Raw genomic sequence first — 13622 nt, 5'->3', positions numbered from 1 at the left:
AGCTTTGCTGCGATATTTCGCCGGAGCCGCGACGGCTCATGAAGGAGGACCACGCAAGATGAGCAACTTCGTCCACATGGAGCTGAACACTTCCGACCCCGCGGCCGCGAAAAAATTCTACGCGGCTGTGTTCGGGTGGACGTACCAAGACGTCCCAATGCCCGACGGCGCCTATTCGATGATCCTGACCCCGACCGGAGGAATCGGGGGCATCGACAAGAACCCGATGCCCGACGCACCCAGCAGCTGGGTTGGCTACGTTGGCGTCGCGTCGATCACCAAGACGATCGCCGCCATCAAGAAGCACGGGGGTCGCATCCTGGTCCCCGCGACCGAGGTGGCCGGCATGGGTACGCTGGCGGTCTTCACCGATCCAACCGGCGCCGTGTGTGCCGCATGGGAGGCCGCGCCGACACCAGCGGAGGGCAGCAGCGCCCAGAAGGCGACCGCCAAGAAGACCCCCGCCAAGAAGACCCCCGCCAAGAAGGCGTCGGCTGCCAAGCAGGCGCCAGTTGCCAAGCCCGCCCCCGCTGCGGCCAAGAAGCCCGCGGCCAAGAAAGCCTCCGCGGCCAAGCCCGCCCCCGCTGCGGCCAAGAAGCCCGCGGCCAAGAAAGCATCCGCGGCCAAGCCCGCCCCCGCGGCCGCCAAGAAAAAAGCTGCGGCCAAGAAAGCATCCGCGGCCAAGCCCGCCCCCGCGGCCGCCAAGAAAAAAGCTGCGGCCAAGAAGAAGTAAGCACGCGCGTCACCCAGACCGAGCTCGTGCACGCAGCGCGAGCTCGGCCTGCTCGCGATCGTCAAAGTGGATCTTCGTGGTGCCAAGCACCTGATAATTTTCGTGACCTTTGCCGGCCAAGAGCACCACGTCGTGCTCGCCGGCTTCGCCGATCGCGAGGCTGATCGCGCGGGCTCGATCGACCTCGCGGATCAGCTCGGCTCCGCCGCCGTGTTGGTCGACGACGCCCGCGATCATCTGATCGAGGATCGCCTCGGGCTCCTCGGTCCGGGGGTTGTCGGAGGTAGCGATGAAGCGATCCGCCCCGCGGCTGGCGACCTCGCCCATCAGCGGTCGCTTGCTCGTGTCTCGGTCGCCACCACAGCCGAGCACCACGATCAGCTTGCCGCCAGCTCGAGCCGCGCTCGGGCGCAACGCCTCGATCGACCGCGCAACCGCGTCTGGGGTATGGGCGTAGTCGACGTAGACCGCCGGACCCGCGTGCCCGTCGGACCTCACCGCCTCGAGCCGCCCGGGCGCGCCGCGGGCCTGCGCGAGCGCGGCCTCGATGTGCTCGAGCGCGACCCCCAGCCCGATCGAGAGACCGACGGCGGCCATCAAGTTGTCGAGGTTGAACTCACCGACCAACGGCGAGCGCAGCGCGAGCGGGCCGACGGGCGTCCGCAGCTGCGCCGCCAGGCCAACCGCGCTGGGGTCACGCTCGATCACACAGATCTCGGCGTCGCGCTCGGCGACCGGCACACGCGAGCTTCGCCAGCGCCGCTCGACCCCGGCCTCCGCCGCCGCGCGCAAGAACGCGGCGACGGCCTGAGCGTGGCCCTGCCCCTGATCGAGCGGCGCCATGGCCACGCCCGACGCGTCACAGTGCGCGCCCGCGAGCAGACACTTGGCCTGCAGGTACGTCGCCATGCTCGAGTGGTAGTCGAGGTGGTCCTGGCTGAAGCTTGTCAGGGCCACGGCCGCGAAGCTCAGCGGGGCGATTCGGCCCTGGTCGAGCCCGTGTGACGAGACCTCCATGACGCCGTGGGTGGCCCCGCGTGCGCACGCGTCGGCCAACAGCCGCTGCAGATCAATGGGGAACGGGGTGGTGAAGCTCGCCGACGACTCGTGATCGACGATCCAGTCGCCCGTCGTACCGAGCCGCAGGTGCCGATGCCCCGCCTGCTGCAGCACCGACGCGACGAGGTGAGCCGTGCTGGTCTTGCCGTTGGTGCCGGTGACGCCCGCGAGCTGCAGGCGCTCGCCGGGCCAGCCGTACCAGCCCGCCGCCAAGGTCGGCAGCAACCGGGCGACGTCATTGACGATGATCCTTGGGCATGGGCCTGCGACCGCGCGATCACGACGGACGACCAACAAGCTGGCGCCCGCGGCCACCGCTCGATCGATGAAGTCGTGACCGTCGGCCGTGAGCCCGGGCATCGCGATGAAGCAGTCGCCGGGCTCGACCGCCCGCGAGTCGATCTTGGGCGAGCCGATCACGGTGTCGGCATCGCAGCCGACGGCCTCGGCGCGCAGCGCTGGATCGAGCGCGTCGAGCAGCTCACCGACACTGCGCATGAGAGGGCCCTGGGTCACGTTCGGCCGCGATCTTAGCACGCGCCGCGACGGCTACCCGCTACCCCATGCCCTCGATCGCGCGCTCACCCATGAACCCCTGCAGGACCACGAACGAGGTCGACACCCCCACACAGATCAACACAGGCATCAGCTCGGCGCCGCCAGCGAGGCACAGCGTGCTGAGCAAGCCAGGCACCTGGGGGATCGAGGTCATGAGCAGCAGGGTGTCGCGGATCTTGTCGGCTGTGGGTCGCTCGCCGGTCGCCGCCGACGCCCGCCGAATCACGCCGCGCAGCAACACGAGGCCCACGCAGCCCGCCACCACGGTCACGCCGATCAGGATCCACGCCGCGTTGGTGGTCCGCCCCGCGATCACCTCGTCGGTCAGCTCGGGCCAGTAGATCCCGCGCAGCTCGGCGATCAGCGGCCCGTACACCGGCCCCAGCACGTACACACGCAGCAGCGTCTCGACGCCCAGCATGATCGGCACCGAGAGCGCGATCAGCAAGACCACGACCCGAAGCCCAGGGTTGGTCCCGACCCCCACACCACATTTTACACATCGCCGCCTGCGGACGCGAAGACCGGTCTCCCTGTTAGATCTGCGGAGTGAACCGGGCGGCCTTGCCCTGCTCGCGGACCAGCGCCGCGCGGGGGATCAGCGTGCAGCTCGGAAACGCGGACACCCGACAGCTGCCCTCGCAGTAGCGGCGATCCACGGCCTCGACCAGCTTGGGCGCGGCCTCGGCGAGGTTGCGATGCAGGTGATCCTGGCCCAGCAGCTCGTGCAAGCGGCTGCGGACGAACAGATCCCGAACCGGCCCGATCGCGCCGATGATGTGGAGATCGTTGCCACCAGCGCGCAGCGCCTCGATCAGCCGCTCCAACGACATCACCGCGGTCGCGTCCATGTCGCTGACCGCGGCGAAGTCGAGCGCGAGCAGCTTCATGGACTCGTGCGTCGCCATCATGGCCGCGATGCGATCCTCGAGGAACCGGGCGTTGGCGTAGTAGAGCGGCGCGTCGATCCGCAGCAGCCCCGCCTGTGGGCAGGTCTGCGCGACCTCGACCCGATCCACGTTGCGGTACACGGAGGTCCCGGGGATCCGCCCGAGCTCGGCGGTGTGCGGTCGCATGGTCCGACCGACGAAGAACACCAGCGCAGCGATGACCCCGATGAACAAGCCGACCTCGAGGCCGATCACCAGGGTCGCCAAGAAGGTCAACGCCGCGGTCACCCCGTCGGCCCGCTTGACCCGAAACACCTCGCGCACGCCGCTCACGTCGATCAAGCTGGACGCCGCGAGCATGACGATCGCGGCGAGCACCGAGCGCGGCAGCCACGCGAACACGCCGCCGATCACGAGCAACGCGAACAGCACCCCGAGCGCGGCGATCAACCCGGTCATGCGGGTCCGCGCGCCGGCCTGGGCGACGACCGTCGAGCGCGCGAGCCCAGAGCTGACCGGAAAGCTGCCGAACAGCCCGCTCGCGAGGTTGGCCACGCCGAACGCGAGCAGCTCGCGGTTGGGCTCGACCGTGCCCCGCGCCTTGGCCTCGAGCGCCTTGACCACCGTCATCGACGACGCGTAGCCGACCACCAGGATCGACAGCGCCGCCGGAAGCAGCGAGACCATCGTGTCGAGCTCGAACTGGGGGATCGTCGGCATCGGCAGCCCACGCGGGACCTCACCGACGACCTCGACGCCGTGGCCCGGCAGATCCAGCGCCCAAGCGAGCACGATCCCAGCGACGCAGACGAGCAAATAGTTGGGCCAGCGCTCGGCGTAGCGACGCATCAACACCAGCGCGAGCAACGACCCAGACGCCACCGCCAAGGTCGGCAGGTGGACCGAGCCGAGGTGCATCAGGACCGGCCACGGCTTGGTCGCCGACAGATCCACGAGCAGCTCGCGAGGGATGCCCAGGAACGGCCGCAGCTGACTGCCGACCGTGATCAACCCCGCCGCCGCGTTGAAGCCGAGGATCGTCGGGTGGCCGAGAAAGTTGACGACGAACCCGGCGCGAACCATGCCCAGCAGCACGAACAGCACGCCGACCTCGAAGCTCAGCAAGATCGCCAGCTCCGCCCACTCCGAGCTGCCCGGCTCGGCCAAGCTCTCGAGCCCCGACGCGATCATCAGGGCCGTGAGCGCGACCGGGCCGATCGCAATGAACCGGCTGCTCCCAACGAAGGCGTACAGCAGCGGCGGGATCGTGGCCGCGTAGAGCCCGTAGACTGGCGGAACCCCCGCCAGCATCGCGTAGGCCAACGCCTGGGGGACCAGCACGACCATCACCGTGATTCCGGCGAGCAGATCGGCGCGAAAATTCTGGCGGAGCGAGGCGAGCAGCCTGGTATGGGCTCGACGCAGATGCTCGACAGGGCCGGACACCCGCGCAGCATACTCCCTCGGCCGCGCGGAATTTCACGGGTTTTCGGCGCTCGCGCGCTGCCGCGTGACGTGGCTGCGCGCACCTGACACACTTCGCGTGATGTCCAAAACACAGAGCAAGCTGATCGCACTGGCCCTCGTGGGCGCCTGTAGCTTCGGAGTCTGGAAGGCCGCAGACGCGCTGTTCGGAGATGAAGCGCAGGGCACGAAGCACGCGGTGAACCAGGTCTGGATCGACCACGTGCCGACCGACGACCGCGACATGGTCACCCACTTCGTGCTGGTCGACCATCGAGATGGCCAGTTCGGTGTGATCGGCCGCTCGTCACAGTGGCGCATCGGCGTCGAGGTGTTCCGGTGGCAGCTGCAGGGCAGCGACCTGCGCATGTACTTCCCGCAAGAGCGGACCCGCGGCCAGGTCGAGATCGAGACCTGGGCCTGCGAAGGCGAAGCCCCGCAGCCGTTCGAGCTGTGCATGAAGGTGACCAACAAGAACGGCCGCAGCATGACCATGTACAGCCGCAAGGACTGGGTCATCGATCCGCAAGACGTCGACGACTCGCTCGAGGATCTCGCCGCCGACGAGCCGCTGCTGGGCGGCGCGCTCCAGGGTCTCGACAGCGGCGCGCCGCTCGGCGAGCTCGACCTCGAAGCCGCCGACGCCTGGGACCTGCGCCAGATCTATTTTCAGCTCGGGTCAGGCTTCTGACCCGCTTGCAGGCGCCATTGGTAGACTGGTTCACCGTTGGGCAGCGAACTTTCTAGCGCAGCCCAAGCTTGCCCAGATGGGTTGAGAGCCCCCGTCTAGGGGGCTTCATCCGCTTCTAGCCGGGATCGCAGAAGTACTTCACGTCTGCGGTGCCGAACACCTTGAGCTCATCGCAGGACTGCCCGCACAGCTCGATCGCGTCGAAGGGACCGTTGGGGTTGACGTACACCCAGCCGTCTTCGGTCTCACAGTCGTCGACCTTGGGGACGTCCACGCCGTCGACCTCGACCGCGAGCAGCTCCGGGAACGGCGGGACCGGATCGAGCAACACCACGCAGCTGACGGCGTCCTCGATGATCGCCTGCAGCGCGGCCTGCAGCTCGATCTCGTTGCTGGCCGAGTAGAAGTCCTGGTTCTCGGTGCTGGTCTCCATGCACGCCATGCCCGGCGCCTGGTCCTTGGGCTTGCCGCCGAGCTCGCCGACCTCGTCCATCTTGCACCACGGGACGATGTTGTTGGGCGAGCCGTCCGGCGTGCCGCTGGACAGCTCGGTGCTCATGTCGATGCCGACCGCGTAGGTCGAGATCCCCGCGTTGTCCCACAGCCCCTGGATGGTCTGGGGCAGCTTGAGATCGTAGTTCTCGAACAGCTGCGAAGCGTTGATGGCGTCGTCGCCACAGTTGGCGGCGCCGTCGCTGATGTAGATGATCGCCCGCGGCCGATTTGGATCGAGGGTCATGAGGTGCGCGCCGGAGACATCGACCGCGTCCTCGCCTGGTGTGCCCCCAGCGATGCTGTTGGTGTTGGCCGCCGGGATCCCATCGAGCACGGCCTGGCCGTCGACGCCCACGGGGATCTCGGGCTCGTTCGAGGTCACACAGCCAGCCGCGCTGTACGACGCGACCGCCTGGGTCGACGGGAACAGCATCGCGCCAAAGTCCATCTTGTCGTCGAAGTTGTTGATGATGAACGTGACGACGTTGTGGAGGCTGCGCCAGCGCGTGATCTGGGGGGTGTTGTTGTTGTTGTCGTGGTTCCAGGTCGTCAGCATGCTGCCCGACTTGTCGAGCACCAACATGACCTGGGGGATCGCGGGGGCGAGGTTGGCCTCGGGGATCTGACAGGGGATCGGGCCTTCGGGTTCGCCGTCGCCGTCGCCGGTTGGATCGCCGTCACCGTCGCCGGTTGGATCGCCGTCGCCGTCGCCAGTCGGATCGCCGTCGCCGTCTCCCGCAGGATCGCCATCACCGTCGCCGTCTCCGTCGCCGTCTCCGTCTCCGTCGCCATCACCGTCGCCGTCGCCGTCGCCCATGGTGGTGGTGGTCTCTTCGCCGGTCTCGGTCCCGCCGACCGACATGAAGCCGCTCTCCTCGCTCTTGCCGCTGTCCGAGCAGCCGAGCGAAAGGGCCAAACTCAACACACTCAAGCTAGAGATCGTCCTATTCATCAATTCGGAAACTAGCACAGTCGCGTGCTCGCAAACGTCGAGTTTTTTGAGGCGCGGGCACGCACACCGACCGCGATGGCGGGCGCTCACCCACCGTGAGGCTTGATATGTTCAGCGCTCATCCGGGACCAACGAGCCGCCCAATCCTGCCATCACGGAGGTCGCTCGAGATCGTCGAGCCTGATGGTCTGGGTCGTGGTCATCCGCGCCTGCATGAGCGCCGCGGGGGTCGCGAACCTGGCCTTGCCTGCAGGCGTCTCGAGCCAGCGCTCGAAAGTGGCCTTGATCTGGTACCAGTGCGCCACGTCGCGGATCGCGTACTCGACGAACAACTCGTCGCGCCGCTCGAGGTTGGCCCACAGTGTGTCGATCCGAAACTCGGCCGTGAAGTAGCGGGCGATGTCGGCTTCGAAGTCGAAGCTGCCGGCGCCATCTCGCTGCTCGAGCGCCGGGTCGCGCTCGGGATCCACGGGCGCGGACGGGTCGTCGGACGCCGACGCGCCCTTGCGGAGGCCGAGCGCCGAGAGCACTGAGTCGAGCAGTCCCACGCGCGCAGAATAGCACCTGGCACCCCCCAGAGCCGCTTTGCGGGCGCGACGCTGGCTTCGGACCACGAGCGCGGGTCAGGAGATCACGCCGAGCTGGCGGCCGATCTTGGTGAAGGCGGCGACCGCCCGGTCGATCTGTGCGCTCGAGTGCCCGGCCGACAGCTGCACGCGGATCCGGGCCTGGCCCTTGGGGACCACCGGGTAGCAGAACCCGATCACGTAGATGCCCTCGCCGAGCAGCTTGTCGGCGAACTCGACCGCGAGCCGGGCCTCGCCGAGCATGATCGGGACGATCGGGGTGTCACCTGGCTGTAGCGCAAACCCGGCCGCGGTGACCCCCTCGCGGAACTGCTTGGTGTTGGCCTCGAGCTTGTCGCGCAGCTCGGTGCTGGCGCTGAGGGTCTGCATGACCGCGAGGCTGGCCGAGACGATCATCGGCGCGAGCGAGTTCGAGAACAGGTACGGCCGCGAGCGGTTGCGGAGCAGCTCGACGATCTGCTTGCGGCCCGAGGTGAACCCGCCCGAGGCCCCGCCGAGCGCCTTGCCGAGCGTCGAGGTGATCACGTCGACCCGACCCATGACCCGGTTGTACTCGTGGGTCCCGCGGCCGGTCTTGCCGATGAAGCCAGTCGCGTGGCTGTCGTCGACCATGACCATGGCCTGGTACTTGTCGGCGAGATCACAGATCTGATCGAGCTTGGCGATGTTGCCGTCCATGCTGAACACGCCGTCGGTCGCGATCATGCGCAGGCGCTTGCCCTGCGTGGCCTTCAGCGCCTGCTCGAGCTCGCCCATGTCGGAGTTGGCGTAGCGGTGCCGCTCGGCCTTACACAGCCGGATCCCGTCGATGATCGACGCGTGGTTGAGGGCGTCGGAGATGATCGCGTCCTCGTTGGTCAGCAGGGTCTCGAACAGCCCGCCGTTGGCGTCGAAGCAGGAGCTGTAGAGGATCGTGTCCTCGGTGCCCAAGAAGCTGGTCAGCGCGTCCTCGAGCTGCTTGTGCTTGTCGAGCGTGCCGCAGATGAAGCGCACGCTCGACATCCCGTAGCCGCGCTCGTCGAGGGCCGCGCGCGCGGCCGCGATCGTGTCGGGGTGGCTGGACAGGCCCAGATAATTGTTCGCGCAAAAGTTGAGGACTTGCTGACCATCACCAGCGACCGAGATCTCGGCGCCCTGCGGGGAGTTGATGATCCGCTCGTGCTTGTACAGGCCGGCCTGTTCAATCTCGGTCAGGATCTGGGCGTAGTGGTCTTTGGCTTGCTCGAACATCGAATTGGCTCCGTGAGAGTTTTAATAGTGCACGCCCGCGGGCTCGCTTGGAAGTCTCAGCCACGCGCGCAGGTGAGCGCGTACAACAGCACCGCCGTGGCGGCGGCCACGTTGAGCGAGTCTGATCCGTGCGCGACGGGGATCCGCACGCGATGATCCGCGCACGCGAGCAGCTCGGGCGAGAGCCCGGCGCCCTCGTTGCCGACCAACAGGACTTGTTTGGCTGGCGGCTCGAACCGCTGGACGAGCTCGGCGGTGGGCTCGGGGGTCGCGGCGATGATCTCCGCTGGCAGCTCGCGGGCCAGCGAAGCGATCATGCTGGGCAGCGCGTCGCTGACCACGCACGGCACCCGAAACACGTTGCCGACGCTGGCCCGAATCGCGAGCCGCGAGTACAGGTCGGCCCCGCGCGCGTCGGCGATCAGCAGATCCGCCGAGAACCCGGCGACGTTGCGGATCAGCGCCCCGAGGTTGCGCGGGTCCGCGAGGCCCTCGGCGACCACCACCGTCACCCGCTCGCGCGCGCGCAGCTGCTCGACGAGCGCAGGGTCGAGCTCCCGGTTCGGCCGAGGTCGTCGCGCGCAGGCCAGCACCCCGCGGTGAAACGCGAAGCCGACCAGCTGGGCCATCTCGGGCTTTGAAAGCTCGACCACGGGCAGCCCAGCAGGCAGCTCGAGCCTCGCGCGCTGACTGGGCGTGCACACCACCGACTCGACCTCCAGCGCCGCGACGCCGGGCGTGCGGACGCCACCGGTCGCGAGCAGCCGCGCGACCGCGAGCGCGCCCTCGACGATGAAGCGATCGGGGTCGGCGCCCGCCTGCAGGTTGCGATACGGACGCAGACGCGGATCGTCGCGGGCGCTCACCCCACGCGGCGCCCGGCGGCCTCGGCGATCGCCGAGCCGACCTCGCTGCACGCGGCGGCGGCCTCGTTGCCGACCAGGTCGTAGGTCAGCGGCTTGCCGGCCTCGAGCACCTCGATGACGGCGCCCTCGACCGCGGCGGCGGCCTTGTTGAGCCGCGGGTCGCTCTTTTGCCCGCCCAGCCACTCGAGCCCCTCTTTGACCGAGAGGATCATTGCGATCGGGTTGACCTTGTCCTTGCCAGCGTGCTTGGGCGCGCTGCCGTGGATCGGCTCGAACATCGCGTGGTGCTTGCCCGTGTTGGCCCCCACGGCCATGCCCATGCCGCCCTGCAGCGTCGAGGCCAGGTCGGTGACGATGTCGCCGAACATGTTGGTGGTCACGCACACGTCGTAGTACTCGGGCTGGCCGATCAGCCACTGCGTGAACGCGTCGACGATCGCCGTGTCCTTCTCGATCTCCGGGTACTCGGCGCCGATCTCGAAGAACACGTCGCGGAACAGCTGGCAGCCGTGCAGCACGTTGTCCTTGATGATCGCGGTCACGCGCAGCTTGCCGTCCTTGGGCGCGCCACCGGTGCCCAGCTCGCCCCGGCGCTTGCACAGCTCGAACGCGTGGCGGATCACCTGCATCGAGGCGCGCCGGGTGATCACGCGGGTGTCGATCGCGACGTCGGCGACGCCACCTGGGCTGAGCTTGCCGCCGGTCGGCGCGTACAGGCCCTCGGTGTTCTCGCGGATGATCACCATGTCGACCTTGCCGGGCTCCCAGACCTGCTTGTGGCCGCCGTGGATGCGGTGCTGAACGCCGGGGTACAGCTTGATCGGCCGCACGTTGGCGTAGAGGTTGAGGCGCATGCGGTTGCCGATCACCGGCGAGAACCCGGCCATTTTGCCGTCACGCATGAGCACGGGTCCGCCCGTGCCCTTGGGGTCGGGCCAGCCGACCGCGCCGAGCAAGATCAGATCCGACGCCTTGCAGCGCTCGGGCGAGTCCGCCGGCCAGTCGAGGTCGCCGTGCTCGAGGTAGTACTGCCCGCCGCAGGGGATGTCGTCGACGTCCCACTCGATCCCGAGCGGCACCGAGACCGCGCGCAGGACCTTCAGGCCTTCGGCCATGACTTCGGGACCAGTTCCGTCTCCACCGAGCGTGACGAGCTTGTAGGGCATCAGCTCGACGTTAGTTAATGGCGCGACGCGCAGGACCCCCCTCGCGGGTGAGCTTGCCCACTTCAGTACGACCCGACGTCGAGTCAGTCTCGGAACAGGTGCATGAGCTGCGTGTGGTGCCGCGCGGCGTCGGCGTAGCCAAGCTCGATCAGGCGGTTGATGAACTCGGGCTCGAACAGCAGGTACGACGCGAGGTCGCTCTCGCCACCTTCGGTCCGCTCGTCGGCCTCGACCGAGCGCCGAAGCAAGCTGGGGATGATCCCGTCGTAGCCGCGCACTCGGGCGTCGCGGGCCACCTCCCACGCGATCCGCCCGAGGTCTTCGCTGGGCTGGATCACCAGGGTCTCGACCGGCTGCCACGGCGCCTCGCGACCGACCGCGTCGCTGAGCCGCTGGGCGAAGTCCGGCCCGAACTCGAGCGCCCCCGCCCGCAAGATCCGGTTGGTCTGCTCGATCCGCTCGAGGTCGGTCTCGACCTTGTCGAGCATCAGCGAGTTCATGAGCTTGCCGAGCAAGAAGAACGCGTTGGGGTAGGCGGTCTCGGCCTCGGCGCGCTGCCGGACCCGCCGCTGCGCGGGCGTCTCGCTGTGGCGCAGGCCGATCACCAACATCCGCTTGGCGCCCAGCCGGATCGCCGGACGCAGCGGCGTGTTCTGGCGCAGCGCCCCGTCGACGAAGAACTGATCCCCGATCTTGACCGCCGGAAACAACACTGGGATCGCCGCCGAAGCCAGGGTGTGCGCCGCCGTGATCCCCGTGCGCACCACCGTCTCGTTCGGGCCCTCGGGCCACGGCTCGACCCGGCGTCGACCCGACTGAATGAAGACCGTGGAGATCCCCGTTGCGACCTCGGTCGCGGTCACCGAGAACGCCGCGAGCTTGCCGGTCGCGAGGTTCTCGGTGAGCCCCCGCCACGGGATCTGCTTGCGCACGAGCTGCTCGAACGCCGACGAGTCGACGAGGCCGCCGACCCGACCACCGTGAGGTGTCTTGGGCAAGCTGCGCCCAAACAGCACACGGGGGAGCGAGCGCAGCTGCGTCCAGCCAAAGTCGTAGACGCGGTCGACGGTCAACTGCGACCAAATTTTTTGCAGCGCGCGCGCCTGGGCCTTGGGCCGGTCGCAGGTGGCCGCGATATAGGCCCCGTTGAGCGCGCCGACCGAGGTCCCGGTGATCACGTCGAACCGGGTGTCGGCGGCGCCGAGCCGCTCACGGACATAGCGAAGCACCCCGACCTCGTAGGCACCGCGGGCGCCACCGCCCGACAACACCAGCGCCGTGCACGGTCGCCGCTGAGTCATGATCGCAGCATCCCCCGCTCGATCCGCAAGAACCCCAAGAACGGGTTGCTGCGAAGCTCCGCCGCGAGCGTCGTGACCGGTCCGTGGCCGCTGTGGACACGCAGCTGGCCAGGGAGATCGAGCAGTCGTCGGAGGCTGCGGCGGGCGAGATCGGGGTCGCTCATGGGAAAATCCGTGCGGCCGACGCTGCCGGCGAACAGCGTGTCGCCGACGATGATGTCGGTGTCGTCGTAGTAACAGCCCTGGCCCGGGGTGTGGCCCGGCGTCGCGAGGAAGCGCAGCTCGAGCTCACCCACGCGGACATGATCACCGTCGTCGAGCAGGTGATCGATGCGCCCGCACGGCCGGTTGAGCTCGGGCATGCCGAACCAATCACCCTGCTGGGGCAGCGCCTCGAACAGCGGCAGCTCGGCCCGCGGAAGGTAGGTTGGCACGTCGTAGCGCGCCTGCAGCAGCCCGAGCGCGCCCGCGTGGTCGACGTGACCGTGGGTCAGCAAGATCGCGCGCACGTCCGGGGCAGGATCTAGGGCCGCGAGGCGCTCGGCGAGCTCGGCCGACTCACCCGTGTCGACGATCGCCGCCGCGCCCGTGGCCGGATCCGTGATCAGATAGGTGTTGACCTGAAACAGGCCGACGGTGAAGCAGCGAATATCCACGGTCCACGCGCAGCATTGACCGATCTGGCCGGCTGCGTCCAGCCGGTACCGCTGTGCGACCCGTTTCGCTGCAGCGCCACAGTAGGCTCCAGGCGTGGCTCCGGGAGCCATTTGCGCTGTTTGACCGCACGGGGTTCGCTCATGTAACAGTCACATGACGCCTGTTCGGCCACGACCGGACCCAACCCAGAATTTTGGAGAACCCATGATGCGAACCTTTTCCAGCTTGCTTGCCTGCGCGACTCTCACGCTCACCGCCGGACTCATCGGCTGCACGGTAGACCCCGGCGATCCATTCGACACGCTGACCTCCCTGGGCCCGACCACCAACGCATCCGCCGAAGGCGACGGCGACGGCGATCCGGCGGACACCGGTGACACCACGGGCGACGGCGACGGCGACCCCGCTGGCGACGGCGACGGCGACGGCGACGGCGATGGCGATCCGACGGGCTGCACGCCCGGTGGCATCGGTGATCCGTGCTGCGACGGTGAGTGCGACGTCGGCCTGACCTGTGACGCCAACGACATCTGCGGTCTCGGTGGCGACGGCGACGGCGACGGCGACGGTGATCCCACCGGCGGCGATGGCGATGCGTGGGACCCGAACATGTGCGCGCCGCCCGGTCAGCCGATCGGTGTCGACGGCATCGAGGGTTCGTTCTGCTCGGAGCCGTGCACCGTCGACGGCGACTGCCCCGGCGGTCCGCAGGGCACGAACCCCGCCTGCGCGCTGCAGACCCCCGACATGATGACCTACTGCGCGCTCGTGTGTGATCCGGCCAACGACGCCTGCTCGCCCGGCGCGACCTGCAAGGACGTCCCGAACCAGCCAGGCGTCGGCCTGTGCACCTATCCGTAGTTCACTGAATCTGGGTTCCTGCGGAACCCAGATGCAGGGAACTACTCTGGTTTTGATGGAGGGGCTTCGCAGCCCCTCCCCCCATGCCGACGAAGTCGTCATGGGGCCCCCC

Annotated in this window: 13 protein-coding genes; 3 read left to right on the top strand and 10 right to left on the bottom strand. The window is 68.4% G+C overall.

What is annotated here, in order from left to right:
* Positions 1-58: 58 nt before the first annotated feature.
* Positions 59-733: a VOC family protein gene (locus ENSA7_RS42220; RefSeq protein ID WP_146157583.1), complete on the top strand. Its 675-nt coding sequence runs from the start codon at positions 59-61 to the stop codon at positions 731-733.
* A 9-nt stretch (positions 734-742) separates the two neighbouring features.
* On the opposite strand, the gene ENSA7_RS11430 is transcribed toward ENSA7_RS42220, so the two are convergent.
* The 3 genes from ENSA7_RS11430 to ENSA7_RS11420 are packed head-to-tail and all read right to left on the bottom strand — an operon-like array spanning position 743 to position 4686.
* Complete coding sequence (locus ENSA7_RS11430; RefSeq protein ID WP_106089290.1) at positions 743-2290, bottom strand: UDP-N-acetylmuramoyl-L-alanyl-D-glutamate--2,6-diaminopimelate ligase; 1548 nt, start codon at positions 2288-2290, stop codon at positions 743-745.
* 58 nt (positions 2291-2348) lie between these two features.
* On the bottom strand, positions 2349-2837 hold the full coding sequence (locus ENSA7_RS11425; RefSeq protein WP_106089289.1) for a hypothetical protein: 489 nt from the start codon (positions 2835-2837) through the stop codon (positions 2349-2351).
* 49 nt (positions 2838-2886) lie between these two features.
* Positions 2887-4686 carry a SulP family inorganic anion transporter gene (locus tag ENSA7_RS11420; RefSeq protein WP_106089288.1) on the bottom strand — a complete coding sequence of 600 codons (1800 nt, stop codon included), beginning with the start codon at positions 4684-4686 and terminating at the stop codon, positions 2887-2889.
* A 100-nt stretch (positions 4687-4786) separates the two neighbouring features.
* Between ENSA7_RS11420 and ENSA7_RS11415 the strand changes: the two genes are divergently transcribed.
* Positions 4787-5395, top strand: a complete 609-nt coding sequence (locus ENSA7_RS11415; RefSeq protein WP_106089287.1) for a hypothetical protein — start codon at positions 4787-4789, stop codon at positions 5393-5395.
* A 115-nt stretch (positions 5396-5510) separates the two neighbouring features.
* On the opposite strand, the gene ENSA7_RS43530 is transcribed toward ENSA7_RS11415, so the two are convergent.
* The 7 genes from ENSA7_RS43530 to ENSA7_RS11380 form a co-directional block, all read right to left on the bottom strand.
* Complete coding sequence (locus ENSA7_RS43530; RefSeq protein WP_181233646.1) at positions 5511-6812, bottom strand: vWA domain-containing protein; 1302 nt, start codon at positions 6810-6812, stop codon at positions 5511-5513.
* Between the two features lie 182 nt (positions 6813-6994).
* Positions 6995-7390, bottom strand: a complete 396-nt coding sequence (locus ENSA7_RS11405; protein ID WP_146157582.1) for a hypothetical protein — start codon at positions 7388-7390, stop codon at positions 6995-6997.
* Positions 7391-7465: 75 nt separating this feature from the next.
* Positions 7466-8659 carry a glycine C-acetyltransferase gene (gene kbl, locus ENSA7_RS11400; RefSeq protein WP_106089285.1) on the bottom strand — a complete coding sequence of 398 codons (1194 nt, stop codon included), beginning with the start codon at positions 8657-8659 and terminating at the stop codon, positions 7466-7468.
* Between the two features lie 56 nt (positions 8660-8715).
* On the bottom strand, positions 8716-9525 hold the full coding sequence (locus ENSA7_RS11395; RefSeq protein WP_146157581.1) for a TrmH family RNA methyltransferase: 810 nt from the start codon (positions 9523-9525) through the stop codon (positions 8716-8718).
* Positions 9522-10691: an isocitrate/isopropylmalate dehydrogenase family protein gene (locus tag ENSA7_RS11390; RefSeq protein ID WP_106089283.1), complete on the bottom strand. Its 1170-nt coding sequence runs from the start codon at positions 10689-10691 to the stop codon at positions 9522-9524. Before ENSA7_RS11390 ends, ENSA7_RS11395 begins: the two co-directional genes overlap by 4 nt.
* 83 nt (positions 10692-10774) lie before the next feature.
* The gene (locus tag ENSA7_RS11385; protein WP_106089282.1) at positions 10775-11992 is read right to left on the bottom strand and encodes a patatin-like phospholipase family protein; all 1218 of its coding nucleotides are present in this window, start codon (positions 11990-11992) and stop codon (positions 10775-10777) included.
* A complete protein-coding gene (locus ENSA7_RS11380) occupies positions 11989-12648 on the bottom strand; it encodes an MBL fold metallo-hydrolase (RefSeq protein WP_106089281.1) in 660 nt (219 codons plus the stop codon). Before ENSA7_RS11380 ends, ENSA7_RS11385 begins: the two co-directional genes overlap by 4 nt.
* A 208-nt stretch (positions 12649-12856) precedes the next feature.
* On the opposite strand from ENSA7_RS11380, the gene ENSA7_RS43525 reads away from it, so the two are divergent.
* Positions 12857-13510 carry a hypothetical protein gene (locus tag ENSA7_RS43525; RefSeq protein ID WP_181233645.1) on the top strand — a complete coding sequence of 218 codons (654 nt, stop codon included), beginning with the start codon at positions 12857-12859 and terminating at the stop codon, positions 13508-13510.
* The last annotated feature ends 112 nt before the right edge of the window (positions 13511-13622 follow it).

This window comes from Enhygromyxa salina, assembly GCF_002994635.1.
GTDB lineage: Bacteria > Myxococcota_A > Polyangia > Nannocystales > Nannocystaceae > Plesiocystis > Plesiocystis salina_B.
The sequence above is the reverse complement of the archived record's forward strand: the minus strand, read 5'-3'. Positions and strand labels throughout refer to the sequence as shown.